The 24,127-nt window shown below is 68.7% G+C and carries 21 protein-coding genes and 2 pseudogenes; 10 read left to right on the top strand and 13 right to left on the bottom strand.

All coding sequences use genetic code 11. The features are described from left to right. Positions 1-157: 157 nt before the first annotated feature. The 10 genes and pseudogenes from BMY35_RS27515 to BMY35_RS27555 all read right to left on the bottom strand — a co-directional run. A pseudogene (locus tag BMY35_RS27515) lies at positions 158-262 on the bottom strand (transposase domain-containing protein); the annotation flags it as partial. A gap of 51 nt (positions 263-313) precedes the next feature. Continuing rightward, positions 314-844 (bottom strand): hypothetical protein, encoded by a 531-nt coding sequence (locus BMY35_RS27520; protein ID WP_256229790.1) that lies wholly within the window; start codon positions 842-844, stop codon positions 314-316. Continuing rightward, positions 814-1,335, bottom strand: coding sequence for an IS66 family transposase (locus BMY35_RS27525; RefSeq protein ID WP_093206192.1), 522 nt, complete (start codon positions 1,333-1,335; stop codon positions 814-816). The genes BMY35_RS27520 and BMY35_RS27525 overlap by 31 nt, the downstream gene beginning before the upstream one ends. After that, positions 1,290-1,805 (bottom strand): hypothetical protein, encoded by a 516-nt coding sequence (locus tag BMY35_RS27530; RefSeq protein ID WP_093206193.1) that lies wholly within the window; start codon positions 1,803-1,805, stop codon positions 1,290-1,292. The genes BMY35_RS27525 and BMY35_RS27530 overlap by 46 nt, the downstream gene beginning before the upstream one ends. Next, entirely contained in the window at positions 1,802-3,370 is a 1,569-nt protein-coding gene (locus tag BMY35_RS27535) for an IS66 family transposase (RefSeq protein WP_371287196.1), read from the bottom strand. The genes BMY35_RS27530 and BMY35_RS27535 overlap by 4 nt, the downstream gene beginning before the upstream one ends. Positions 3,371-3,431: 61 nt before the next feature. After that, positions 3,432-3,779 (bottom strand): IS66 family insertion sequence element accessory protein TnpB, encoded by a 348-nt coding sequence (gene tnpB, locus BMY35_RS27540; RefSeq protein ID WP_093206194.1) that lies wholly within the window; start codon positions 3,777-3,779, stop codon positions 3,432-3,434. Then, on the bottom strand, positions 3,776-4,213 hold the full coding sequence (locus BMY35_RS27545) for an IS66-like element accessory protein TnpA (protein WP_218153018.1): 438 nt from the start codon (positions 4,211-4,213) through the stop codon (positions 3,776-3,778). The genes tnpB and BMY35_RS27545 overlap by 4 nt, the downstream gene beginning before the upstream one ends. A gap of 73 nt (positions 4,214-4,286) precedes the next feature. Beyond that, positions 4,287-4,766, bottom strand: coding sequence for an IS66 family transposase (locus BMY35_RS27550; protein ID WP_093206196.1), 480 nt, complete (start codon positions 4,764-4,766; stop codon positions 4,287-4,289). Further along, positions 4,750-4,923, bottom strand: a pseudogene (locus BMY35_RS37905) (IS3 family transposase); the annotation flags it as partial. The gene BMY35_RS27550 and the pseudogene BMY35_RS37905, both read right to left, overlap by 17 nt. 448 nt (positions 4,924-5,371) lie before the next feature. After that, positions 5,372-5,704: a helix-turn-helix domain-containing protein gene (locus tag BMY35_RS27555; RefSeq protein WP_256229793.1), complete on the bottom strand. Its 333-nt coding sequence runs from the start codon at positions 5,702-5,704 to the stop codon at positions 5,372-5,374. A 184-nt stretch (positions 5,705-5,888) separates the two neighbouring features. On the opposite strand from BMY35_RS27555, the gene BMY35_RS27560 reads away from it, so the two are divergent. Both BMY35_RS27560 and BMY35_RS27565 read left to right on the top strand, forming a co-directional pair. Beyond that, positions 5,889-6,461 carry a helix-turn-helix domain-containing protein gene (locus tag BMY35_RS27560; protein WP_093206198.1) on the top strand — a complete coding sequence of 191 codons (573 nt, stop codon included), beginning with the start codon at positions 5,889-5,891 and terminating at the stop codon, positions 6,459-6,461. Positions 6,462-6,660: 199 nt separating this feature from the next. Next, positions 6,661-6,855 (top strand): YqaE/Pmp3 family membrane protein, encoded by a 195-nt coding sequence (locus BMY35_RS27565; protein ID WP_093206199.1) that lies wholly within the window; start codon positions 6,661-6,663, stop codon positions 6,853-6,855. 264 nt (positions 6,856-7,119) lie between these two features. Here BMY35_RS27565 and BMY35_RS27570 read toward each other — a convergent pair whose 3' ends face one another. Continuing rightward, entirely contained in the window at positions 7,120-7,392 is a 273-nt protein-coding gene (locus tag BMY35_RS27570) for a helix-turn-helix domain-containing protein (RefSeq protein ID WP_093206200.1), read from the bottom strand. 271 nt (positions 7,393-7,663) lie between these two features. Between BMY35_RS27570 and BMY35_RS27575 the strand changes: the two genes are divergently transcribed. Next, positions 7,664-8,221, top strand: coding sequence for a helix-turn-helix domain-containing protein (locus tag BMY35_RS27575; protein WP_093206201.1), 558 nt, complete (start codon positions 7,664-7,666; stop codon positions 8,219-8,221). 120 nt (positions 8,222-8,341) lie between these two features. On the opposite strand, the gene BMY35_RS27580 is transcribed toward BMY35_RS27575, so the two are convergent. Then, a complete protein-coding gene (locus BMY35_RS27580) occupies positions 8,342-9,478 on the bottom strand; it encodes a PDDEXK nuclease domain-containing protein (RefSeq protein ID WP_093206202.1) in 1,137 nt (378 codons plus the stop codon). Next, entirely contained in the window at positions 9,475-9,843 is a 369-nt protein-coding gene (locus BMY35_RS27585; protein ID WP_093206203.1) for a hypothetical protein, read from the bottom strand. Before BMY35_RS27585 ends, BMY35_RS27580 begins: the two co-directional genes overlap by 4 nt. A gap of 852 nt (positions 9,844-10,695) precedes the next feature. On the opposite strand from BMY35_RS27585, the gene BMY35_RS27590 reads away from it, so the two are divergent. Genes BMY35_RS27590 through BMY35_RS27615 form a run of 7 tightly spaced genes read left to right on the top strand, consistent with a single transcriptional unit; the run spans position 10,696 to position 24,122 of the window. Then, on the top strand, positions 10,696-11,406 hold the full coding sequence (locus tag BMY35_RS27590; RefSeq protein WP_093206204.1) for a hypothetical protein: 711 nt from the start codon (positions 10,696-10,698) through the stop codon (positions 11,404-11,406). A 15-nt stretch (positions 11,407-11,421) separates the two neighbouring features. Then, entirely contained in the window at positions 11,422-11,622 is a 201-nt protein-coding gene (locus BMY35_RS37915; RefSeq protein ID WP_143080753.1) for a hypothetical protein, read from the top strand. A gap of 37 nt (positions 11,623-11,659) precedes the next feature. Beyond that, positions 11,660-12,355, top strand: a complete 696-nt coding sequence (locus BMY35_RS38380; protein WP_170217254.1) for a hypothetical protein — start codon at positions 11,660-11,662, stop codon at positions 12,353-12,355. A gap of 20 nt (positions 12,356-12,375) precedes the next feature. Further along, positions 12,376-14,355 carry a prenyltransferase/squalene oxidase repeat-containing protein gene (locus tag BMY35_RS27600; RefSeq protein WP_093206205.1) on the top strand — a complete coding sequence of 660 codons (1,980 nt, stop codon included), beginning with the start codon at positions 12,376-12,378 and terminating at the stop codon, positions 14,353-14,355. Further along, positions 14,348-14,671 carry a thioredoxin domain-containing protein gene (locus BMY35_RS27605; protein ID WP_093206206.1) on the top strand — a complete coding sequence of 108 codons (324 nt, stop codon included), beginning with the start codon at positions 14,348-14,350 and terminating at the stop codon, positions 14,669-14,671. Before BMY35_RS27600 ends, BMY35_RS27605 begins: the two co-directional genes overlap by 8 nt. Continuing rightward, a complete protein-coding gene (locus BMY35_RS27610) occupies positions 14,668-15,540 on the top strand; it encodes a phytanoyl-CoA dioxygenase family protein (protein WP_093206207.1) in 873 nt (290 codons plus the stop codon). The genes BMY35_RS27605 and BMY35_RS27610 overlap by 4 nt, the downstream gene beginning before the upstream one ends. Before the next feature lie 14 nt (positions 15,541-15,554). Then, positions 15,555-24,122, top strand: a complete 8,568-nt coding sequence (locus BMY35_RS27615; protein ID WP_093206208.1) for an RHS repeat domain-containing protein — start codon at positions 15,555-15,557, stop codon at positions 24,120-24,122. Positions 24,123-24,127 lie beyond the last annotated feature (5 nt).

Genomic DNA, 24,127 nt, shown 5'->3' on the forward strand with positions numbered 1-24,127 from the left:
GTGGCGTTTTTCCTCCCTGATGCCCGCAGTCTTCGCCGTCCCACGTCGTTTGGGCGGCTCCTTTTATGTCCACGGCAACAGCTTGGCGATGTTGTGTGCGTCGTCGAGGCCTCGGTCGGTAAGCGCGCGGTGATCCCGTCTTGACGACGGGCGCAGCTCATGAGGTCACTGCTGGCTGCCAGCAATGTGGCAACAACTCCTCGATACGACTGGCCGGCTGCGTCGGCAACCGCTCGAGGATGTCCTTCAAGTACGCGTGGGGTGTTAGTGCCGTGAGCGTCCAGTCCGACCATCTTGACCGGCCGAACGCGGCTCACTTGGACTGCAGCTGTGCTCCGATGTAGGCCACGCACTCCACGAGGTTGAGGGCGGCCAGCAGCAGGTATTTCTCGGCGTCGGTTCTCACGGCCAGCAGGTCGTGCTCGCTGAGGTAGCCGTACACGAACGCCAGCAGGTAGCGCTCGGGGTGTTCGACGCAGGACTTCGTGATCATCTGCTCGACGAGGTCTGGCGGCACGCCCTCGGTGAACCTCATCGTCGCAGTCAGCCGCTGCAAACAGGTTTCCTGGACGTCTTCAGAGATTGTCGGCAAGGCGTGCCCGCAGTGCTTCATGGCCTGGAAGGCGACCAGCAGAACATAGATCGGGACCTCAAGCTGCAGCATGTCGACTCCGTAGCGAGGCAACACGAGGATGGAGGCCAGTAGGTTCGGTTGCTGGACGTAGATTTCGTCAGCCAGCTCAACCCTCTGCTGCGCGCTCATGCGGTCGACGTCGATGTTCGCCCGAACCATCACGGCCTGTGTGAGCAAGGTCATGGTGCCGCGCTGGATTCTGGCTGCCATCGGTGTGGCAGCAGTTCCTCGATCCGACTGCTGCGCTGCGTCGGCAGGCGCTGCAGCACGTCGCGCAGGTAGGCCCAGGGATCGTGCCCGTTCATGCGCGCCGACTGCACCAGGCTCATCACGATGGCCGCGCGCTGGCCAGCCAGTTCGCTGCCCACGAACATCCATGCCTTGCGTCCCATCGCCCACGGCTTGATTTGGCGCTCCAGGTGGTTGTTGTCGATGGCGACCGCGCCGTCGTCCAAGTGCCGCGTCAGCGCGGCCCAATGCCCCAGCGCGTAGTCGATGGCCTTGGCCGTCGGGCCGCCGTCGGCTACCAGCCGGCGCTCCAGTTGTAGCCAGTGTTTGAGCTCTTCCCACAGCGGCTTGGCAAGCCGCTGGCGCTGCGCCCGGCGCTCGTCATCGGTAAGCGTGCCCTCATCACCCAGCTTGACGGCGGAGCGGCTCAGATGTCTACGACGTGACGCAGCAGACCGAAGGCCACGCGCCATGTGGTCCCATCGCCGGGGTCGATGGTTGCGGTGCGCTGGTTGATGCGCACGATCACGCCCACGACGGTGTTGAAGTACTTGTCCTCGAAGGACACCTTCTCGCCGCAACGGAAGTCATTACGGCTGGCTCGTGGCGCAAGCGGTTGTGGCTCTGGTGCCGTTGCTCTTTGGGTATTCGGCTGCGGTGGCTCTACGGCCGTGTAAGGCAGCGTCCAGGCACGCCGCGTGTGTTCTTCCTGGATCGTGACCTGAGTGTCCTTCATTGCCACCACAGTCCCAGTGCGCATCTGGCCATCACGCCAATCCAGGAAGCTCACCACCTGGCCCAGGTGCAGGTCCTTGCGCACCGCCAGGATGCGTTTGGGATCGGCCAGTAGCCGCTCGATGACGGCACTGAGTTGGAACAACTCCAGGCTGCTGGCGCGGCCCAGCACTTCCAGCAGTCGCGGATCGACGCCGGGCGTGCTCACGCCGCCAGCCTCTGCGCGTCGCGGCGCTGTGCAAGGTTCCAGGGCAGTAACTCCTCGATGCGGTTGATCGGATGCTCGGCGATGCGTGTGAGCACCTCGCGCAGATACGCCTGCGGATCGAGTCCGTTCAACTTGGCCGTCTCCACGAGGCTGTACAGCGAAGCCGCCCGCTCGCCGCCGTCGTTGGAGCCCATGAACAGATAGTTGCCCCTCCCGACGGCCACGCCGCGCAACGCTCGTTCGGCAGCCGAGTTGTCGATCTCGATGCGCCCGTCATCCACATAGCGCGTCAGTGCCTGCCAGCGCGCCAAGCTGTAGCGCGCGGCCTTGGCCAGCTCCGACTTGGCCGACACCCGGGTGAGCACGCCGTGCAGCCAGTCGTGGAACTCGGCCAGCAACGGGCTGGCGCGCGCCTGACGCTGCTGCTTCCTGATCTCGGGTGGCCGGCCCCGCACATCGGTCTCGATTGCATACAGCGCCTGGATGCGGCGCAAGGCCTGGGCCGCCAAGCCGCTGTCGTCTCGGCGCTCCCGGTACAGGTCCCACCAGGGCCGTCGCGCATGAGCCCAGCAAGCTGCTTCGCTTACCCTGCCACTGTCGTACAGCCCGCTCCAGCCACCGTAGGCATCAGCCTGCAGGATGCCGGCGAAGCCCTTCAGATGGCGTCTTGGGTGCTCGCCCTTGCGGTCCGGTGTGTAGCGATACCACGCCGCCGGCGGCGCCGTGTTGCCGCTGGGGCGGTCATCGCGCACGTACACCCACAGCCGGGCTGTGCGGGTCTTGCCTTCGCCAGGGGCCAGCACCTTCACCGGTGTGTCGTCGGCGTGCACCTTGCCGCCAGCCAGCGTGTAGCGGCCCAGCGTTGCCACCAGTGGATCGAGCAGCGCGTGGACCTGGCCGACCCAGCCGGCCATCGTGCCGCAATCGATGTCCACGCCTTCGCGGGCATAGATACGGCTCTGGCGATGCAAGGGAAGGTGGTCGCAGAACTTGGAGACCATGACGTGCGCCAGCAGGCCGGGGCCGGCCACGCCACGCGGGATCGGGCGGCTGGGCGCTGCAGCCTGGAAGATGCTCTGGCACTTCGTGCACGCGAGCTTCGGGCGAACGGTGCGGATGACCTTGAAGCGCGCGGGCACGTACTCCAGATGCTGCGAGACGTCCGCACCGATGCGCCGCAGCCGGCCACCGCAACTTGTGCAGCCGCAATCCTGGCCTGCGGCATCCTGATGTGCGGGTGTGGTGTCGGGGCGCAGCTCCTGCTGCTCGCGCGGAAGGTGATCCGGCAGGCGGCGATCCAGCGTGCCGGCATTGGCGGCAGCCCTCGGCGCGCGCGGCAGGGGCAGCTCATGGAGCGCGGCCGGCTCCAGGAGGCTGACTTGGGCGTCATTGAATCGCTCGCTGGAGGCACCGTACTGCGCATGCACCCGGCGCGTGAGTTGCAAGGTGAGCTTGTCGACCATCAGCTTGAGCGCCGACACCTCGGCAACACGTTCGCGCAGGTGCTGCTTGAGCAGGTTCGCGTCGTCGGGCAGGTCGCTGATCGGGTCGAAGGCACTGGGCACGGAGCAGCACTGTGCCCGATCCGCCGACGGATGTCATCAGCCCAGTTGCGAAGCGCCGCGCCTACGCAGCAAGCTCAGGGTTTTGCGTGCGCATTGGCATGCGCCAGTCAATGCCTTCGAGCAGCATCGACAACTGCGCGGCAGTCAGAACGGCTCGGCCATCGCTGGCCTGAGGCCAGATGAAGCGGCCTCGCTCCAGCCGCTTGGCCAACAACAGCAGGCCCTGGCCATCGAACCACAGCAGTTTGATCAGGTCGCCTCGTCGGCCGCGGAAGACGAACACATGCCCGCAGAAGGGGTTGGCGTCCAGCGCCGCTTGTGCCACGGCGGCCAGGCCGTCGAAGCCCTTGCGCATGTCGGTGTGGCCGGCCACCAGCCACACACGGGTGTTGGCGGGCGGGCCGATCATGCGCCGCTCGCGCGCAGTGCGGCCAGCACGCTGCGCAGACTCGTCTCGTCGACTGCGCCGCGCAACCGCACGCGAGCGCCGGCCACCTCGATCTCGATGGTACCCGCCGGGGTGCCGGGGCGAATTGCGGGTGCTGTCGCTGCCATAGCGAGGCTAGGCGTTGCTTCGGGCATGACTTCCACGGGCACCAAGGCAGCACTTCCTCCTACGGAGCTCGCGCGCTCGGCTGGCACAGGTGAAGCCGTAGCCCTCGGATGCGCTCGGCGCCACGCGAACAGCAGGTTGGCGTTGATGCCGTGCTCCATTGCCAGCGCCGCCACCGAGGCGCCTGGCAGCAGGCTGCGCTCGACCAACTCGCGCTTGAGCGCCTCGCTATGGACGCGTCGTCGCGGTTTGGCAGTGCGCTCGGCTACGGACTCTATCTCTGCGGACATGATGTGCATGATCGGTCTTGATGCACACCATCCCGGCGCACATGCTCACGCGAGCATGCCGGTCGCCGTCCGTTCAGGAAAGATGGGTGGTGAGAGCGCGCTTACCGTCATCGCTGAGCTCTTTGAGCTGCGCCTCGACCCCGTAGATGCGCGCGAAGCGACGCACCGCCTCCAGGCCCACCACGCTGGTGCCGTCGTGCGTCAGCTCTTCGAAGTTGCGGCGCGCGTGCGCGGCGCAGGCTGCGCCCAAGCGGTCCGGATACAGCCGCGGATCGACCACGGTCTCGTAGGCGCTGTAGCGGTCGGTCAGCAACGTGCCCGACCATCGCCTGCCGTGTCTATCCTGGCCTCCCAGGAATGCCAGCGGATACTGCGCCCCGCGTCCCGGGCAGAACTCGTAGATCACACCAGGCACCTTGTCGTGCCAGCTTCTGGCGTAGGCCCAGACGTAGGCTCGGCGCGTCTTGCCCGCGCCCGGGTCCAGCATGGCCACCGGGGTCTCGTCGGCGTGCAGCACCGCGCAACTGAGGATGAAGCGGCTTCGATCGCGCATAGCCCTTCGGCAGGTCGAGCCGCTGCTCGTACTCGCGGTGCCAGCTCTTCAGCGCATTCTTGGTCGGGTATCCCAATTGACGGATGGTCGCCCTGACGCGCTTGTCGAGCTTGATGTACAGCTCGACCGCTCGAATTCTGTCGTTGTATGAATACATGAACTACCTCCTGGTAGTCCAAGTTTTTGTCCGCACCCCCTCCTGATCTCGATTGCGCTGGCGCTAACAGCATGCAACGATCAATTCCCTCTTGGGGCTTCGTCGTAGACGCTGCGCCCGTCACTCTTGCGCCCCACAACCAGCCGACCTTTCAACTCTGCGTACTGCTCTGTCATGTCTACATGTCCATGTTGCTCTACATGGGCACGTAGCCTCACAGCTCATCGTTCACTGAACAAGGACGTGATTAATTGACCGCATATTTTTGTCTGGTCGGGTGAGAGGATTCGAACCTCCGGCCTCTACGTCCCGAAACTTGAACTCCGGAGTGCTGCGCCGATGCAGACCTCTAGATGACCTGACCTTTTCCTGGTGAGAGACCCGGGCACCGGATCAGTATCAGTTAGACCCGGTGGTCCAGACCAAAGGTCTTACGCTCGATCAACACTCAATCGGTAGCCTTGAGCCGGCTGGCATATTCGAGGAGTAACTTTCGCTGCTTCATATCCAACTGACCGAACCAAAGGATCAGCTTGGCCAAGTCGTCATCGGCTGAATAGAAATACGCAAGTGGGACACGAAGCTCCTCTGCAAGGCGATTCGCAAATGAAACGTTGGGCTCGTGTATTCCGCTCTCGTACCGAGAGATGCGAGCGCTTGCGGTTCCTTCGTCCAGTCCTGCCTTGACGCCGAGTTTGTCTTGCGGCAGCCCGGCCGCCAGTCTGGCAAGTCGCAACCGAGCGCCGAAGACCGAACGAGATGGAGAGGGGCTGGCTTTCACCCTACGATACTCGTAATGCCGGCCGCCAACGTCTCTACGTTTATCGTAGAATTGGTGCGTATCGGATCGCGCCAGGCTGCTACTCGTGACCAATCGAACGCTTACATCCCCTTTGCCGACGGCCCGACCGCTGCGCTTGCCGGTCTCGGTGACGCGTGGGCGGTCTCGGCCACTTGTACCTGTTGTGCGGAGCCTGTCCGCGGCCCGCATCGGTGCGCAGGTCAAGGCGCTGCGCATGGCGACGGGTGCGTCTGCAGGTCGGCTGGCGTTGGATTCAGGGATCTCTGCCTCGATGCTTTCGCGCATCGAGCGCGGGCTGGTCTCTCCGTCGGTAGAGACCTTGGAGCGGCTCGCGCAGGGCTTGCATGTACCGGTGTCTCGCTTCTTCGGGGACCAGGCCCGGCGCACGGATTTCTGCCATGTGAGGGCAGGGCAGGGGCTGGTGGTCGACCGCATTGGCGCTATGGAGGGCTACCGCTATGAGCTGTTGGGGCATTCGTTGTCGGGCAACCTGTTCGTGGAGCCCTATCTGGTGACGCTTTTGCCGGAGGCCGGACCGTACGTGACCTTCCAGCATCCGGGGCTCAAGTTCCTGCACTTCCGGTCGGGGGCGGTAACCTACAGGTACGGCGCGAAATCGGTGGAGGTCGGGGCAGGGGACACGCTGCTGTTCGATGCGACGGCGCTGCATGGCATCGAGGTGATCCATTCGGGGCCGGTTTCCTACCTGTCGGTGGTGTTCACACTGCGCGAGTGACCCCAAAGCTGGCGCAACCTCTACATTGATTCTCATCAATGTGGTGAGATCGTGCTTCTGGTCGCTGGCCTCAGTTTGGATGAACAGGTCTATCGTTGCTCGAAATTTCCCGGGCAGGATGGCTTGGCGTCGAACTGGCCGATGCGGGGCTTGGAGTTCCAGCGGATTAAATGACCGCTCAACGATCTGGAGAGAAAAAGTGCGCTTGCTGATTGCTTTGATCCTGCCCTGGCTGACGTTCTTCACCATCGGCAGGCCGATTGCCGGAGTCATCTGCCTCGTTCTTCAGGTCACGATCATTGGCTGGTTGCCGGCGACCATCTGGGCGGTGTACGGGCTGGGGCAGTACAAGACCGACAGGAAGATCGAAAAGGCGCTCAGCCAAAGGACGTGAAGGCGGTTGGCGCAGGAGCCGACCCGTACTTTTTCATGCTGGCCGTGCATCTGGGCGGAAGGTGATTCGGCAACCTGCGCAGGCCTGGAAGAACGCGGACTTCTTCCGCCTGTGCCATTGCGCGCGGCCTGTCGATGGCTTCCCCTTGGATCCGCCGTGCGGTGCATCCTCTCCCGTCCTTTCTGATGTTCGGCGTGCCGAACAATGGGCAACTGCGCGCGGTAATCCGCGTCCGCCTGTCGAAAGTCGCAGCTTTCTGAAGATCTATCCGGATGCCGAATTGGCTCGGAGCTCCTTCCTGTAGCGCTTCATGAGGGATTGCATGAGCTCTGCGGGATCTGTTTCGAGCCCGTTGCACAGGAGGACGAGGCTGGTCAGCGAGGGACTCGAGGTGCCCGTCTCGAGCTTGGCGATGAATGTGCGATTGAGTCCCGACGCAAATCCAAGCTCCTCCTGATTGAAGCCGCGCACCGCTCGCCGAGCTTTGAGCTCGGCTGCAAAGGCTTTCAGCAGTGCGGGATCCTGCGTCGATCGCATGCGATGACTCTCATCGCATGGTCTTCTTTATGCACCCGCTTGTATGGTACAAAGCGCCAGCTGCGATGCTCTCGTATCGAATTTGGATCGAGGGTGGCGCCGGAGAACTCGGCCAGAACTCTTCGATTCAGGCCTTCCTTGCGGGCACGAAATCCAGATGACGCGTCGCCAAATCGCCTCGCCCCTGCCTACCGCACGACCGCTGCGTCTGCCGACCTCGGTCACGCGTGTCCGGCCGAAGCGGCCGGCGCCTGCGCCGCGCAATCCATTCATGTCGCGCATCGGCATGCAAGTGAGGGCGCTGCGCATGGCCGCCGGGCTATCGGCCGGGCAACTCGCGTCGGCGTCGGAGATCTCGGCGTCGATGCTCTCGCGCATCGAGCGTGGGTTGGTGTCGCCCTCGGTGGAGACCTTGGAGCGGCTCGCGCATAGCTTGCGCGTACCCGTGTCACGCTTCTTTGGGGATCAGGCGCGGCGGACGGACTTCTGCCATGTGCGGGCAGGGCAGGGGCTCGTGGTCGACCGCATCGGCGTCGTAGAGGGCTACCGGTACGAGTTGCTGGGGCATTCGCTGTCGGGCAACCTGTTCGTGGAGCCCTATCTGGTGACGCTGCTGCCAGAAGCCGGGCCGTACGTGACCTTCCAGCATCCGGGGCTCAAGTTCCTGCACTTTCTGTCAGGGGCGGTCACCTACCGCTACGGTGCGAGGGCGGTCGAGGTGGGGGCAGGGGACACGCTGCTGTTCGATGCAACGCCGTTGCACGGTATAGAGGTGATCCATTCGAGGCCGGTTTCGTACCTCTCAGTGGTTTTCACGCTGAGGGAGTAGGGGCGGGCGCTGGGCTGTCCTGTCCCGCAGGAGGACGCTTGGATGCTTCATCCTCTGAGCGGCCTTGAGGTCGAGGCTTGTCGTGTCCGTTCCGCGATCCCCATGGCCGAGCGTTTCCGGTCAGGGGCCGTCGCGCTTCCTGCGCTTCGGCGCCTGCGGCCTCGCTGTTCTCTTCTTCGTCTTCGTTGTCGCGGTTGTTGTCGTTGCTGCCGTGGGAGCGGATGCCGCTTCCGGTGCGCTCAAGGCATAGAACTCGTGCAGCTTCTCGGCGAGCATGCGCTTGTCCGGCAGCTGCATCTGGTACTGGGCCACCAGCGCGGGCGAGAGCGAGCGGCTCAGCGCGTACTCGACCACCTCGGCGTCCTTGCTCGCGCACAGCAGCAGGCCGATGGCCGGGTTCTCGTGCGGCTTCTTTACCTGGCGGTCGAGCGCCTCCAGGTAGAAATTCAGCTTGCCCAGGTGCTCGGGCTCGAAGGCGGTGACCTTGAGCTCGATGGCCACGAGGCAGTTCAGGCCGCGGTGGAAGAACAGCAGGTCGAGCGCGAAGTCCTGGCCGCCCACTTGCACCGGGTACTCGCTGCCGATGTAGCAGAAGTCCCGGCCCAGTTCGGTGAGGAAACGCCCCAGGTTCATCAGCAGGCTGCGGTGCAGCTCGGCTTCGGAGTGCGGCTCGGGCAGGGCCAGGAAGTCCAGCAGGTAGGCGTCCTTGAAGTGCTGCGCGGCCTGGGGCTGCATCTCTCTCAACGCCGTCGAGACCTTGGGCGGCTGGAGCAGGGCGCGCTCGAACAGGCCGCTGTCGATCTGCCGGGCCACCTCGCGCACCTGCCAGCCCTGCTGCGCCGTCATGCGCAGGTAGAACTCGCGCTCCTCCTCGCGCTTGGCGCGGCTGAGGATGTGCAGGTGCGAGGACCACGGGACTTCTCTCAACAGTGTTGAGAGTTTCGAGTCCGGCGGATAGGCCAGGAAGAACTGCCGCATACGCCACAGGTTCTGGGCCGAGAAGCCGCGCCGGCCCGGCTCTCGACGGGCGATGTAGGCGGCGAGCTGCTCCACGGTGCCCATGGCCCAGCCATCGGCCTCGATGCGCCGGTGCAGGTACTCGCCGATGCGCCAGTAGAGTTCGATCACTTCGGCGTTGGCCACCCGGGCCACGCGCTGGCGTGCGCCCTGGATCAGCGCGAGCACTTCGCCGAAGGCGGCTTCCGAGGTCGTTGTTGCCGCTGCTGCGCGGCGTGCCGGTCCGACGGTCTTGCTCATGCCTGGTCCCTGTTCATCTGGAGGGCGGGGCGTGCGCTGGTCGTTTTCCGCGCAGGCCGTGCGAGAAGGTCCTGCGCGGTGCAGCTCTCGCGAACCTGGCGCATGCGCCAGGGGCTCGCGGCGCCAGCTTCGCGAGATCGGGGGCAGGGCGCCTGGGGATGGCACTTCAGCTGGTCGACCACCGCAGTGCCGCGGCCGCGGCGTGCCTGTAGCGCGCGGATGGGCTGTCCGATGTTCCGGGACCGAACCATCGGTTCGCGGTTGATGGCGTGCGCGACCGGCCGCTGCTTGCCGTCGACTCGGGGTTTCAGGTCCTTGGTGAAGCGCAGGTCATGGAGCAGGGTGGGGGTGATGGAGGCAGGCACCGGGCAAATGTAGTGCCTCGATGGTGCTTGCCCGTCCCACGGTCGCCGCTGCGCGGCATCCGGGCCCGGCCGTCCGAATCGAGCCGCGCGGCAGCCCGGCGCGTGTCCGTGGGTTTCCGGTTCTTTCTCTCAACGGCGTTGAGAGTTTCGCGCCCGCCGGACTGGCAGGGCAGACAGGCCCTTGCAGACCGCCTCGGCTCCGTGTCGTCGTGTTCATGCAGTTCTTGTCGCTCGGATATACCTTTTTGACCCTGCGGTTTTCATGCGGGTTCGGCATTGGAAATGCAATACGAATTACCGAGGACACGGAAATTCTGAGGCGATGTCTTGCCGCTTCGGGTCGATTTTAGATCGTCGATCGCTGTAATTTTGGAGCTGGCCTCGGCAATTCGAATTAACCCGTCTTCGGGATTGACTTCGGCGAACTGGTTCTTCCGTTTTCAAATTGAAATCCCCAAAAATCACGATCGACGTGCAGCTGCACCATGCTGGTGAAAACTGCCCTCCGCCGCCCGCTGTGGCGCGGTCTCGGTGCCTTGTGAGGCGAAGGGGTTAATCCAAAGATTCTGCTTCGGTGGCCGGTATTGGTTGTAATGCCGTGAAATTGATTTTTCCTGAATTGATGGATTCGCGGTTTCTTCATTTTTTGGCCTAAAAAGGAAATTAATTCCTTGTGCCTAATTGAAAAATTAATTCGCCAAATCCATTGGCGCTGGCGAAATAAATTGATAGGCTGCGCGGGCCAGTTGCATGCAGTTACAGCAAATAACCGGCGCATTCCATGGCCAGCTTTTGCGGGCGATGAATCACAGCCCGCTCGAGATGGTTTCCAGCTTCCCCAAGGAGAGAACCATGTTCACAGGACTTACAGGACACCCGCCGCGCGGGCATGCCAGGCGCCCGTCGGGCGCCGCCCGGCCCTCCGCGGCCGCGTCCCTGCCCGGCCACTTCGCCCTGGCGCTGCAAAGCGAGGAGAGCGCGGCCGCCATCCAGGAAGCGCTCGCGCGCTGCGACGCGGCGCGCGACATCGCGCCGGTGTCGCTGAGCGTCGAGCGCGGCCAGCAGCGCGTGCTCAGCAGCGACCCCGCCGACGCGTCGGCGGTGGCCCCGCTCATGCTCACGACCACCGATGTCGATCTCTTCAAGCGCTGGATCGGCGCGCCCGACGAGAGCTGCCGCGCACATGCCGCGACCTACCAGTACTGGCCGCTGCCCACGCGGGCGTGGTCCGGGCGCTCCGTGTCCTCGCGCCGCGACTTCACCGCCGAGGAGGCCGCCGACATCGAGCGCGCGGGCCGCGTCTACCTGTTCGGCGATTCGGCCCTGGTGCGCGACTACCGCGACGTCATCGGGCTGTACCACGGCACCTTCGAGGCCGCCATCTACGCGATGGACGAACTCAGCGTCATGCCCGGCGCGCGCCTGAGCGTGGTCGGCGCCCCCGCGGTCCTGCTGTGCAGCAAGTTCGACCTGCACGCACCCGGCCAGCTCGTGCTGCACACGCCCTGCCACGCCCATTTCGGCAGCGTGCGCAAGTTCTGCGGCGCCCCCTCGCTCAACTGAACGGAAGGACCCGCCATGGCAACCAAGACCCCCCAATCCCAACCCGCCGGCATGACCGACTTTGCCGAAGGCGACGTTCGCGTCGTGACGCCCGGCAATCCGCTGGTCGTGAACGAGGACCCGGCGAACTTCGGCGCCGTGCAGATCGCGGGCGGCGAGGTCATCGTGCAGGTGAAGTCGACCGTGACCTTCGCTTCGCTCGAGAAGAAGAGCTGAGCCCCACATCCCACGCAAGCACGCAAGGAGTACACACATGTTGATCGACGACGTCCCCCTGGGCGATATCGTGGTGCTCGGCTACTCGGGCACCAAGGGCACGGCCGGCACGGCCGGCCCCAAAGGCAGCGACGGCTCCAACGGCCGCAACTGCGACTGCAACTGGGCCAGCGGCTGCCGTGACAGCACGGCCGGCGGCAACGGCGATACCGGCGGCAACGGCAGCAACGGCACCGATGGCGCCGACGGCAAGCAGGCCTTCCCGGCAACGATCACCGTCACCAAGCTGCTGGGCGACGCCAGCCACAACATCGTCGTCTTCAGCGCGGGCGGCAATGGCGGCTCGGGCGGCGACGGCGGCGGCGGCGGCGATGGCGGCTCGGGCGGCCAGGGCGGCAAGTCGGACAAGGACGGCGCCTACAAGTGCACCGGCAGCGGCGGCGGCAACGGCGGCACGGGCGGCAACGGCGCGAACGGCGGCTATGGCGGCAACGGCGGCGACGGCACCACGGTCACCGTCCGGTACTCGCTCGACAGCGGCGCCTCCGCCGCCATGGTCGGGCGCACCGCGCAGTCGCAGCCGGGCGAGGGCGGCGGCGCCGGCGGCGCCGGCGGTCCGGGGGCGGCGGGCAGCCCGGGGGGCAGCGCCGGCAAGAGCGGCAGCCCGGGGCGCGCGGGCAACCGCGGCAGCAAGTCGGGGGCGACCTCGACCTTCTCGATCACCAAGGTCTGAGCGCCCGGGCGCCGATCCGCATGACGAACGTGCAGCAGTCCGCGCTGCGCACAGGCGTCGAGCGCCTGTGGCAGGAGGGCGCACGCCTGGCCGGCCTCGACGCCCGCGAGGTGGCCGCCACCGGCTGGGCGCTGCTGTCGCCGCCCTCAGGCGGCGATGGCCGCCGGGGCGGGTTTTCCGAGCTCAACAACGACGGCAGCCCGGCCCAGCTGTGCCTGTCGCAATCGCGCGAGGGCACGGGGCTGCGCATGCTGGTCGACCCGGCATGGCACCTGGCCGACGCACCGGCGCGGCTGGTCGCGAGCCGCGAGGCGCTGGCCCTGGCGCTCGAGCGCGGCGGCGCCGGCGATCTCGCGCCCGCGTGCGAGGCGCTGCTGGATGCGCTGTTGCTGGAAGAGCCGGCGCTGCACGCCTACCCAAGCAGCCTGCTGTGGATCGGCACGGGCCTGGGCCAGCCCGGCTGCGCGGTGTACGTGGACGTGCGGCCGCTGGGCGACGCGGTCTGGGCGCGCACGCGCGACTGGCTGCACTTGGTCCTGCCCGATGCCGCGGAAGCCCTCGGCACGCTGGAGCGCCTGCGCCCGCATGTGCAGCTCTCGAGCATCGGCATCGAGGGCCTCTCCCGCCAGCGTGCGCGGGCCAAGCTGTACTGGCGCCTGCGCACACCCGTGGGCCTCGCGGCCCTCGGGCTGCCGCTGCTGGACGATCCCGGGCTGGCGGCCTTCCTGGCCACGGCCGTCGGGCTGCGCGAGTTCCCGCTGTCGGGGCTGGTGATGAGCGCGGGCTTCGACTTCGCCTCGGGGGCCCTCGAGGACACCAAGATCGACCTGTGCGGGCACTGCATGCCGCAACCCGCCGCGTCCTGGCTGGACTTGGTGGCGCGCGTGTCGCACGGGCTGGGCCTGCCGGTGCCACCCGTGCAGGCCGCCCTGGACGCGCAGCACTGCGAGGTGGCTTTCCTGGGCGCCGGCGTCGACCGGCGCGGCCAGCATCGCCTGAACATCTACCTCAAGCCGTCGGGCCCGGACCTGCCGGCCGCACTCGACCGCCGCGCGCTGCGCGCGTGCATCGCCTCGGCCTGCGCCTACCTGTGCGAGCTGCAGGCTGCCGACGGCGGCTTCGCCGACTACCGGCTGCCCGTGGGCGCCTCGACCCAGTGGGTGAGCGCCTTCGCCGGCCTCGCGCTGGCCGAGGCCGCGTGGGTCGCGGACCTGCCCTGGGCCCTCGCGGCCGCCGGGCGGACCGCCGACCGGCTCACGCGGGACCGGCCCTATGCCGCGGGCTGGGGCTACAACGAGACGACGGGCATCGACGCGGACTCCACCGGCTTCGCGATCCGCCTGCTGCGCGCCCTCGGCCGCGAGGTGGCCCCGGCGGACAGGCGCAGCCTCCTGCGGCACTGGCGGGAGGAGGGCGGTTTCGCCACCTACGACGATGGCCCGCAGGCCTGGGGGCAGGCGCATCCCTGCGTGACGGCCGCCGCCGGCCTGGCGCTCGACGACGAGGCCCGCCGGGCGCTGTCGAGCGCGCTGCAGGCCTGCGTCGCGCGCACCGCCCTGGCCGACGGCAACTGGCCGGCCTACTGGTGGCGCACGCACCACTACAGCACCTGGCACCACCTGCTGCTGCTGCGCCGCCTGGGGCAGGGCGCGCGCGGCGCGGCGCCGACGCATGTGGGCATGGGTGCGGGCACCGGCGTGGGTTCGGGCAAGGGTTCGGGTGCCGCCCATCCGTCCCCGGGGGCCTTCGAGCTCGCCTATGCCGCGGGCATCGCGCATTTCCGCGACCCCGGCTCGGCCGAGGCCGACCGGCTGCTGCGCGACCTGCTGGGTGCCCAGCGCGTGGACGGCGGATGGACCGGCGGCTTCAACCTGCGCGTGACCGACCCCGCCTGCACGGCGCCCTGGCAGCAGCCCGCGGGCGAGCTGTACCGGGACCAGGCCGGCACCATCACCACCGCCAGCGCGCTGTTCGTGCTCACGGAGGTCCTGCGTGGATAGCCCGCTGCTGCACGGCCGGCGCGCCGCCTTGCTGTTCTTCAAGCGCCAGTGCCCGCCCTGTGTGGTCCTGTCCCGGCTGGCGGTGGTCCTGTCGCTCGGGGCCGTGCGCCGCGTGCCGCTGGACGCCGCGCAGGCGCGGGACTTCTACGCGCAGCACCCGGCGCTCGAGGGCATGCCCGTGCTGGTCCACGGCGGGCGCGTGGCCGCGGGGCCGGCGGTCTTCCTGGCCCTGCCGCGCGTGGTGGCCTCGCGTGCGTGGCAGCGCCTGCGCGCGCTGGGCGGGGCGCGCGACGGCCGCGGGCCGACCGGGCCATGAGGGGCACGCCCGCCGGGTCGCCGCCGCGCGCGGCGGCGACCGTGACCCTGTGCGATGCCCGTGCCGAGGCGGACTTCGCGCGCGACGGCTGCGCGGTGGTCGGGCTGCTGTCGCCTGCCGAGCTGGACCGCCTGCAGGCGGCCTTCGCCCCGCATGCCGTCCTGCACGAAGGCCCCTTCGCGGCCAGCCTGCTGATCCCCGATGCCGCTGCGCGCGGCGCGGTCCACCACGCCGTGCAGGCGGTGCTCGCGCCCGCGCTGGCGCGCGTGCTGGCCGGCTACCGGTCGGTGTTCTGCGGCTTTGCCGTCAAGGCGCCGTGCACCGACGGCGGCGAAATGCCGCTGCACCAGGACATCAGCTTCTCGCGTCCCGAGGGGCGGCCCGCCGTGAGCGTGTGGGCGCCGCTGGTCGACGTCTCGGGCCTCAACGGCTGTCTGGTGCTCGTGCCGGGCAGCCACCGCGTGAACATCGGCGCGCGCGCGCCCGGCTCGACGCCGGCGGCCGACAGCCTGCAGGCCTACGCGCAGGCGGGCCTGCTGCGCGAGCTGCCCATGCGCCGCGGCGAGGCCGTGGTGATGGACCAGCGGCTGCTGCATGCCTCGCCGGGCAACCGCTCGCAGGCGGTGCGCGCCGTCGCGACGGCCGTGGCCGTTCCTGCCGAGGAGGGCCTGCGCTACTACCACCGCAGCGTCGTCGACGGCGTGGCCCTGCTCGAGGGCTTCGCCGTGGAGGACGACTTCCATCTCGGCCACCCGCTGGGCAGCCGCCCCGCGCGCGGCACGCGCCTGGGCGTGGCGCCCGAGCGCGTCGACTTCATCCACCCGCGGACCCTGGCCCCCCGGCCCGGGCCCGCCTGCGCAGTCCCTTGATCGAGGAACCTTCCATGTCCGGCTCCAACACCACCGACACCCAGGGCCTCGGCGCCCAGGCCCAGACGCCCGCGGAGCGCGTCTTCCAGATCGACCCCAGTGGCCTGGGCGGCATCGCCCAGAGCGTGAACCTGTTTCGCGGCGACGTGAGCGTGCCGCTGAGCGTGGTGTCGCTTGCCAGCCGCAGCGGCATCGACGCGAGCCTGGCGCTGATCTACAACAGCAACACCGGCGAGCAGGTCGACACCTGGAACCTGACGGCGCCCACCGGTCCCGTGGGGATGGGATGGTCGCTGGGCTACGAGTTCATCGCGCGCGACCCGGCGCTCGCGGCCAAGCCCATCGACGGGGTGTGCTACCTGGTGGCCGGCGGCAGCTCCAACCGGCTCTTCCGCACTGCGGTCACATCCACCTACTGGGAGTACGAGGCCGAGAACTACCTGTTCTGGCGCATCCGCTACTACCCGGATAAGGAACAGTGGGAGCTGGTGCAGGAAGACGGCACGCGCCGCCTGTACGGCGGCACGGCCGGCGCGAGTGCAGGCGGCGCGAGTGCAGGCGGTGAGAACGGCCCCGTGCAGTACGGCGTCAAGTGGGTCGGCGCCGAAGGCAACTGGAGCGATGCCACGGTGGTGAGCTCGGGCCAGAGCCGCTACGCGGTGGGCTGGAACCTGGCCGCGATCGTGCCGCCCTGGGGCGACGGCGTGCGCATGGAGTACGAGAACACCCTCGCCGTCATCGGCGACAACGCGGGGCTCGCCTACACCGTGTCCTCGCGCCTGAAGCGCGTGGTGGTGCCGATGGTGCGCACCCTCGTCTTCAACTACGCGCCCAAGCGCAACGACGACACGGCGCGCGAGTACCAGGTGCCGCACCTCGACCCGAACACGCCCTCGCTGCACGCCTACCAGGACCGCTACGAGACGCACTTCCTCGCCTCGGTGGAGGTGCGCAACGCCGACGACGCGCCGTCCGCGCCTGGGGCGCTGATCCAGCGCGTGGGCTTCGAGTACGCGCTGGTCAACATGTCGCTGGACCACCAGGACGACCCCGACTACGTCAAGCGCTACCTCACGGCCGTGACCTACACCACGCCGCAGGGGCTGGCGATGCCCGACGTGCGCTTCGACTACTACAACGACCCGTCGCAGCAGCTGAGCGCCGACTTCAACCGCGGCGCCCTGCGCAGCATCCTCTACCCGCAGGGCGGACGCATCAGCTACACCTACCGCCACACGCTGCTGGCCGGCACCGACCGCGCGCTGCCCGTGGCCTCGCGCGGCACGCCGCGCGTGTGGTTCGGCGCGGACTACGCGGTGCTCGTGAACTACGAGGGCGCGAACAGCGGCCTGGACGTGCGCATCTTCTCGTGGAACGGGCAGTGGGTGGAGGCCCCCAGCACCTACAACCTGTCGCAGGACATCGACCTGGCGACGCTGCAGGTGTCGGTGCAGCCCGAGTTCTTCGCGCTGGCGTGCCGCACCGCGGGCACCAGCGCCGACTTCCTCGTGCTGCTGTTCCACAAGCAGAAGGGGCGCTACGGCCAGTGGATCGCCGAGCAGGGCTTCACGAGCCTGCCGCTGCAAAACGGTGAGCAGGCCCAGCTCGCCACCGGCACGGACTTCGCCGTGGCGCTGAGCTCGGGCCCGAACCTCATGGCCAAGGTGTGGGACGAGCGCACCGGCCGCTGGGTCGACGAATCGGGGGCCTTCGCCGTGCCCTCGAACGCGAGCTACGCGCTTTCCGCGAGCGCGGACTACGTGGCCCTGGCGTCGGCCGATGCCGCGTCGCGCCGCGTCTCGCTGCAGCTGTGGTATCGCGTGCGCCAGGGCTCGGGCTTCGCCGCCGCGCAGATCGACCAGAGCACCCTCAGCGATGTCGACTGGCAGTCCGACAGCACGCCCTCGAACTTCTGGAGCCTGGGCTCGTGCTTCGCCTCGATGACCTACGTCAACGGCGGGGACGACCGCACGATCCGCTACACGGTCAAGGTGCTGCAGTGGGACGACAGCTTCTACGCGCGCACCGTGCTCGACGAGCGCCTCACGATCGACGCGGACACCGAGCTGCCCTACGCGCAGTCGGTGGTCAGCGGCAGCGTGCTGGGCAACGTGGCGAACCTGTTTCGCTACGACGGGCAGACCTGGCAGCCGGGTGCGCTGCCGGTGCCCGGCGGTACAGGCGACCCGCCGCGCTTCGTCTACGGCAGCGACGTCGCGGTGGTCTCGGGCAAGGAGGAGGCGGCCATCGCGCTGTTCAACCCCTACCAGCCGAGCTGGGAGGCGGCCGTCCAGATCCCGATCTCGCAGCTGGGCATCACGCCCACCGCGAACGGCGACTACGTGTCGGTCGACCGGCAGGTCTACTACCGCGACCCGGCGAACGTCCTGCAGCCCGTGTACGTGCTGGACTCGAACATGGTCGCGCAGAGCCTGGTCAACCGCGCGCCGTACTTCATCGCCTACGAGGACCAGAGCGGCAACACGCACGTGCTGCCGCTGAGCAACGGCACGGTCGACGCGGCCGCGGAGGTGGTGCTGGCGAACGAGCGCATCCATGTGCCCGACGGCGGCCAGGGCACCTCGCTCGCGGGGCCGAGCGCCCTGATGACCTACCAGGGCAGCTTCGACAACCCCAGCGCGCTCAAGCTCTACCAGTTCGTGCAGCACGGCATCGAGGGCCAGGTCGGCGGCTACCCGGTGGAGGCCCTGCGCATCGACGACGGCTACCCCGACGACTGGGGCGGCGTGTGGGCGGCGGCAAGCAAATGCTCGCGCTTCTACTACGACTGCGACAACGTCACCGTCTCGCCCGAGGGCACCGTCACCGAATTCGCGGCCGCCACCGTCGTCTATGGCGCGGACGCAGGCACCGCGGGCGTGGCCTACCCGCCCCCGGTCGACACCCTGTTCGGGCGCTCCGAGTACCGCTTCCACAACAACCGTTCGCCGCGCACGAGCGGCCTGGTGCCGGACGACGCGATGCTCGATCCGTCGGCGACCACGTACTACAGCTTCCTCAACGGCATGCTGTTCGACCAGACGGACTACGACGCCGAGGGCATGCCGGTGGAGCGCACCTACAACGTCTACGACGTGCGCACCGAGATCGCCTCGATCGACGACGCGTCGACGCGCCTGCCGATCATCGGCGGTTACGTGAAGCGCCCGCGCACCGAGATCAGCCAGTACGAGCAGGCGATCGAGGTGCCGCAGGCCGGCCTCGCGCTCGCATCCGTCTCCGCGTCCTCGTCCGCTTCCTCGTCTGCCTCCACCCGCGGCCGCGCGCCGCAGCCCGTGGCCGTTCCGCCCGCGCTGGTCCGGGCGCTCGGCGAACGCGACGTGGCGCTGCCTGCCGAGGCCCTGCTGGTGCCGGCGCGCGACGGGGGCCACTGGCGCCTGCATCCCGATCCGGCCTCCCCGCGCTACCTGCCCGTGGCGGTGCGCGACGGCAACCTGGTCGCCTCGGTGGCGGTCACGCGGCAGGTGGGCTCCGACTACTCGTGGCAGACCGGCCTGCTGGGCAGCGACTTCGTCGACAACTACAACAGCCAGGGCAAGCACGAGATCCTGTCGCGCGCGGTCTACTACGCGTGGCAGGTGAGCGCGTACGCGCAGCTCAAGGCCGCGCACATCTGGGCGCCGGTGGCTGTCTCGATCCGCTTCTGGCGCGAGGACGGCATGGCCGAACCCGGCCTGCCGCAGACCGTCTCGCTCAACACGCTGGCGCCGTGGTTCGACGACCCCGAGGGCGCGGGCGAGCGCTGGGCGCCCAGGCGCAGTTTCGTGGCCGCAAGCGCATCGGTCTATGACCCCACGCTGCCGATTCCCGTGCGCTTCGACGCATGGGACAACGCCGCGCTGCCTTCGGACGACCTGTGGCGCCTGAGCGGCGAGGTCACCGTGCGCGACAGCGGCGGCACCACGATCGAGGCGCGCGATGCCTTCGGCCGGCCCACGGCCACGCTGCTCAACCGCTGCGGCACCGCGCGCGTCGCCGAGTTCGCCAACGCGACGACGGCGGAAACGCTCTACAGCGGCTTCGAAAGCTACGAGGACCTCGCGCGCTGGCGCCTCGGCGGCCAGCCGCTGCCCGGCGACCTCGTGGTGCCCGGCGACGCGCACACCGGCAGCCGCGCGCTGCGCCTGGCGGGCGACGCCTCGCAGGTGCTGTCGACCGGGCTGTCGCTCGAGGGCGGCAAGACCTACATCCTCGCCTGCTGGGTCAAGACGCCGGCCGGATTCGACGGCGTGGCCGGCAAGGCGCAATGGCAGGTCGTGGCCGGCGGCCAGGCGACGCTGAGCCTGGAGATCGCGGGCTCGGACGGCGCCTGGGCCTACCGCCACTGGCCGGTGGTGTGGCCGGCCGGCGGTGGAAGCAGTGGAGGCGGTGGTGCGTCGGCGAACGCGGTGTCGCTGCAGCTGTGCAACGCCAAGTCGGGCGCACAGGGCGTGCTGCTGCTGGACGACGTGATGTTCGCGCCGCTGATGGGCAGCGTCGGCGTGAGCGTGTACGACGAGCTCTACGGCGCCGAGACGGCCACGCTGGCGCTCAACGGCAACACCGCGCGCAGCGTCTTCGACAGCCGCCAGCGCGTGGCGGCGCAGGCGGGCGCGAGCGGCCAGGTGCACGGCGGCGGCATGGCCTACCTGGTGCGCGAGAACGATCCGCGCGCCGACTTCGTGTTCGCGCCCACCGATCCCAACGCCGTGACGCAGGTGGCGTCGGCCGGCGGCGGCGTTCTTGCCGACTTCATGCAGGGCAGCGACTGGACATCGCAGTGGGACATCGCGAACACCGCGGCCTGGCAGGTGATCGACGGCGTGCTGACCCATGCCGGCAGCGGCACCGACAGCATCGTGTTCCGCCCCTCGAACGACCTCGCGGACTACGGCGTGATCGTCACCGTCCGCCTGCCGCAGGACACGGATGGCGCGCCGATCCCGCCGGCGGGCGCGACGGGGGTGGACATCGGCGCCGACCTGAGCGTGCGCTGGGAGCCGGCCACCGGCTGGCGCCTGACGCTGGCGGGCACGACCCACGATCTCGGCGCGGCCCGCTTCGCCAACGACTGGGCGCTGTTCGTGCCGGTGGATCCGGCCAGCGGCACGAACTCGGTGCACTTCTACGCCGGGGGGCGCCTGCTGTTCGCGCAGACCGGCGGCGCGCTCGTGCGCGGCGCGGCCAGCCTCGTGCTCACGGGCACGGGTGTCGGCGTCTCGGCGCTGGCGATGCTGCGCGCGCCGGCGCTCTCGGCGGTGTTCCTCGACGGCTCGGGCAAGGAACGCCAGCAGCAGTCGTTCACGGGAGAGGGCAGTATCGTCTCGGGCTCGCTGTACGACCCGATCGGGCGCGCCGCGATCGGCGTGAAACCCGCGAACGCGCCGGGCCGGGGCCTCGCCTACGACGCGGACTACGTGCTGAGCTTCGATCCGACCAGCGGCGTCATGACGGGGCGCGCCGCGTCGGCCTACCCCGACGACGAGGGCTTCCCGTACGTGCGCACCGAGTACTTCCGCACCGCGCAGTCGCTCGCCTCGCGCCAGGGCGCGCCGGGCAAGGCGCTGGCGATCGCCTACGGCACAGGCGGCACCGGCGCAGGCGTCGACCTCAACCCGCACATCCAGCAGTTCAGCTACGGCACCAACGTGCAAGGGCAGTTCGGCGGCGACACCTGGCCGTCGAACCAGTACTTCGTCAAGAAGATCACGGACCCCAACGGCAACCCGGGCTTCACGCTCACGAGCCAGACCGACCAGGCGCTGGCCAGCCTGAGCCTGACGGACGACGGCGGCCTCGCCGTCACCCAGTACTTCTACGACGGCAGCGGCCGCCTCGTGAAGACGCTGCCGCCCGCAGGCGTCGATGCGCAGCGCGCGGGCGACCCGGATGCCGGGCGCTGGGCGAGCACCACCACCTACAACTTCCTGGGCGAGGGCATCGAGTCGAGCGAACCCGATGCGGGCCTCACGCGCTCGGTGTTCGGCCCCGGCAGCCAGCTGCGCTTCGCGGCCGGTCCCGACGACAAGGATGGCCTGGCGACCATCCGCTACGTGAAGTACGACGCCATCGGCCGCGACATCGAGGCCGGCGTCGTGCGCACCGAGTGGAACCGCGAGGCGCTGCAGCGCATCGCGCTGGACGACCCGGCCTGGCCGGGCGCCGCGCAGGGCGCGGTCGTGAACCGCAGCTACGCCTACGACGGCGACGGCAGCGACCCGACGCAGTTCGGCCGCATCGTGCGCAGCACCGAGCAGGCGCCGGACGGGCTCACGCAGGTCGATCAGCGCTATGCCTACGACACGGGGGGCCTGGTGCGCGAGGAGACGCAGACCGCCACGGCCTTCGACGCCACCGCGCGCACGACGCGCTATGCCTACGATGCGCTGGGCCGCGTGGTGGGCCTGACCTACCCGCAGGACAGCGAGATCGCGCAGATCAGCTATGCCTACACGCGCCTGGGCCAGGTCTTCGAGGTCGGCACGCCGCAGCAGCCGGACGCCTTCGCCACCTTCTCGTACAACGCGGCGGGCCAGGTCGAGCGCTCGGTGGTCCGGCTGGCCGCGGCCCTGGACCTGCTGAGCCAGTGTCGCTACGGCCCGCCGGGATGGCTGCAGGGCACCACCACGACCACGAGTGCGGGCACCACCATCTGGGAAGAAGGGCTGAGCTACACCGAGGGCGGCTACCAGGACGCGGGCTACTTCGACGGCAAGATCGCGAGCGTGGAAACCGTCTCGGATGCCGGCGACGCACAGCGCTTCGCGTACGCCTACGACACGCAGTCGCGCCTTCTCATGGCGCAGCGCAGCGAGAACGGCCAGGACAGCACCGACGCGGCCCTGAGCTACGACGCCAACGGGAACTTCGCCACGCTGGAAACACTCGGCGTGTCCCGGACCTACGCCTACCAGCCGTACACCGACCGCGTCGACACCGTGGACGCTGTAGGCACCACGCTCGACGCCTTCCGTTACAACGCGCAGGGCGCGGCCATCGCGGCGCAGCGTCTGGGCCTGAGCGACATCGCGTACAGCCCGTCGACCGGCATGACCGACACCATCACGCTGGACAACGGGCACAAGGTGATCTTCGGCTACGACGCCAGCCAGGCGCGCAGCGTGAAGCGGCTCACCGATGCCGCGGGCGCCGAGATCAGCGCCAAGCAGTACCTGCGCGACAGCAGCGGCAACCCGCTGCTGGAGCTCAGCCGCACGGCGGGTGCCGAGGACACCAGGGCGCAGTACCTCTACGGCCCTTCGGGGCTGATCGGGATGCAGCTCGGCGGGCAGCGCTACGCGGTGGTGCGCGACCACCTCGGCTCCGTGCGCTGCGTGGTCGACGCCACCGGCGCGGTGGTGGCGCAGTACGACTACACCGCCTTCGGCGTGACGGTCACGCGCGCCGGCTCCAGCCGGCCGGACATCCTGTTCTACCGCTACACGGGCCAGGAGTTCGACGCCGAGACGGGCCTGTACAACTACCAGGCGCGCTTCTACGACCCGGAGCTGGGCCGCTTCGTCGCCGTCGACCCGCGGCGCCAGGGATCGTCGCCCTACGTCTACGTGCTGAACAACCCCATCGGCCTCGTGGACCCGGACGGCGAGGAGGCGCTGACGGCCTTCCTCATCGCCGTGATCGTCAGTGCGATCATCGGTGCCGTGGTCGGCGCGGTGACCTACGCCGTCACGCACGAGGGCAACTTCGATGTCGGCAAGTTCTTCCTCTACGCGGCCGCCGGCCTGGTCGCGGGGGCGGCGGGGGGCGCCGCGGCGTTCGGCGGGGGCCTGATGGCCACCGCCGCGCTCGGCGCCATCGGGGTGTCGACCTCCACCTCCATCGGCAGCGGCATCGTGGTGGGGGCCGTGGCCGGCGCGGCGGACGGGGTGGTGGCCGGGACCATGAACCAGGTGGGCGTGAACCTCATCGAAGGCCGACCGCTGAACGAGGGCGTGGGCCAGGCCGCGTGGATGGGCGCGGCGATCGGCGCTGCGTCCGGCGCGGTGCTGGGAGGCATCACGGGCGCGGTCAACTACCGAACCGCCTCCCGGCTCGCCCGGCCGAGCAGGGTCATCACCAATCGGCCTACCGGGCGCCTGAATGCAACCCTGCATGGCGCCACTGTCGTGAGCGAAGGCAACATCGGCCCTGGCGTGGCGGGCATTGGCCGGCGCGACGTGGTGGGGCTGAACGCGCATGGGGGCGCGCGCAACACCAGGCTGGATTTCACCAACGGACCTGTGGGCCCGGTCGGGCAGGGATTGCCCAACCAGGACATTTCGCATGTGATCGCCGACCTGGGTGGGGCGAACTTCGCCGGCGGTGGCCTGGACCTGTCGGGGGTTTGCTACGCGGGCACATCCGGCGTGGCCCGGACGGCGGCGCGTGACCTGGGGCAGCCGGTGCGTGCCGCGACCGGATCGACCTGGACCGCCGGTAACGACTTTCCCAGGCGAGGGTTTCGGATCGTACCTGCAGGCGAGAACTTTCTTCGGGTCTCGCAGTCGCTGCAGGGCATCACCTTCCGGACCTACTACCCGAGCCAGTTGCGCACCGGCTGGAACTACCTCTTCGGCTATTGATGGCG

The organism is Variovorax sp. YR750 (genome assembly GCF_900109805.1).
GTDB classification, from domain to species: Bacteria; Pseudomonadota; Gammaproteobacteria; order Burkholderiales; family Burkholderiaceae_C; genus Variovorax; species Variovorax gossypii.

Bases quoted from the DNA above. Each gene is read 5' to 3' on its own strand.
- BMY35_RS37915 (WP_143080753.1), top strand. From the start codon at position 11,422: ATGGCAACCAAGACCCCCCAATCCCAACCCGCCGGCATGACCGACTTT.
- BMY35_RS38380 (WP_170217254.1), top strand. From the start codon at position 11,660: ATGTTGATCGACGACGTCCCCCTGGGCGATATCGTGGTGCTCGGCTAC.
- BMY35_RS27520 (WP_256229790.1), bottom strand. From the start codon at position 844: ATGGCAGCCAGAATCCAGCGCGGCACCATGACCTTGCTCACACAGGCC.
- BMY35_RS27545 (WP_218153018.1), bottom strand. From the start codon at position 4,213: ATGTCCGCAGAGATAGAGTCCGTAGCCGAGCGCACTGCCAAACCGCGA.
- BMY35_RS27550 (WP_093206196.1), bottom strand. From the start codon at position 4,766: ATGCGCGATCGAAGCCGCTTCATCCTCAGTTGCGCGGTGCTGCACGCC.
- BMY35_RS27570 (WP_093206200.1), bottom strand. From the start codon at position 7,392: ATGCGATCGACGCAGGATCCCGCACTGCTGAAAGCCTTTGCAGCCGAG.
- BMY35_RS27590 (WP_093206204.1), top strand. From the start codon at position 10,696: ATGTTCACAGGACTTACAGGACACCCGCCGCGCGGGCATGCCAGGCGC.
- tnpB (WP_093206194.1), bottom strand. From the start codon at position 3,779: ATGATCGGCCCGCCCGCCAACACCCGTGTGTGGCTGGTGGCCGGCCAC.
- BMY35_RS27600 (WP_093206205.1), top strand. From the start codon at position 12,376: ATGACGAACGTGCAGCAGTCCGCGCTGCGCACAGGCGTCGAGCGCCTG.
- BMY35_RS27525 (WP_093206192.1), bottom strand. From the start codon at position 1,335: ATGGCGCGTGGCCTTCGGTCTGCTGCGTCACGTCGTAGACATCTGAGC.
- BMY35_RS27610 (WP_093206207.1), top strand. From the start codon at position 14,668: ATGAGGGGCACGCCCGCCGGGTCGCCGCCGCGCGCGGCGGCGACCGTG.
- BMY35_RS27580 (WP_093206202.1), bottom strand. From the start codon at position 9,478: ATGAGCAAGACCGTCGGACCGGCACGCCGCGCAGCAGCGGCAACAACG.
- BMY35_RS27575 (WP_093206201.1), top strand. From the start codon at position 7,664: ATGTCGCGCATCGGCATGCAAGTGAGGGCGCTGCGCATGGCCGCCGGG.
- BMY35_RS27615 (WP_093206208.1), top strand. From the start codon at position 15,555: ATGTCCGGCTCCAACACCACCGACACCCAGGGCCTCGGCGCCCAGGCC.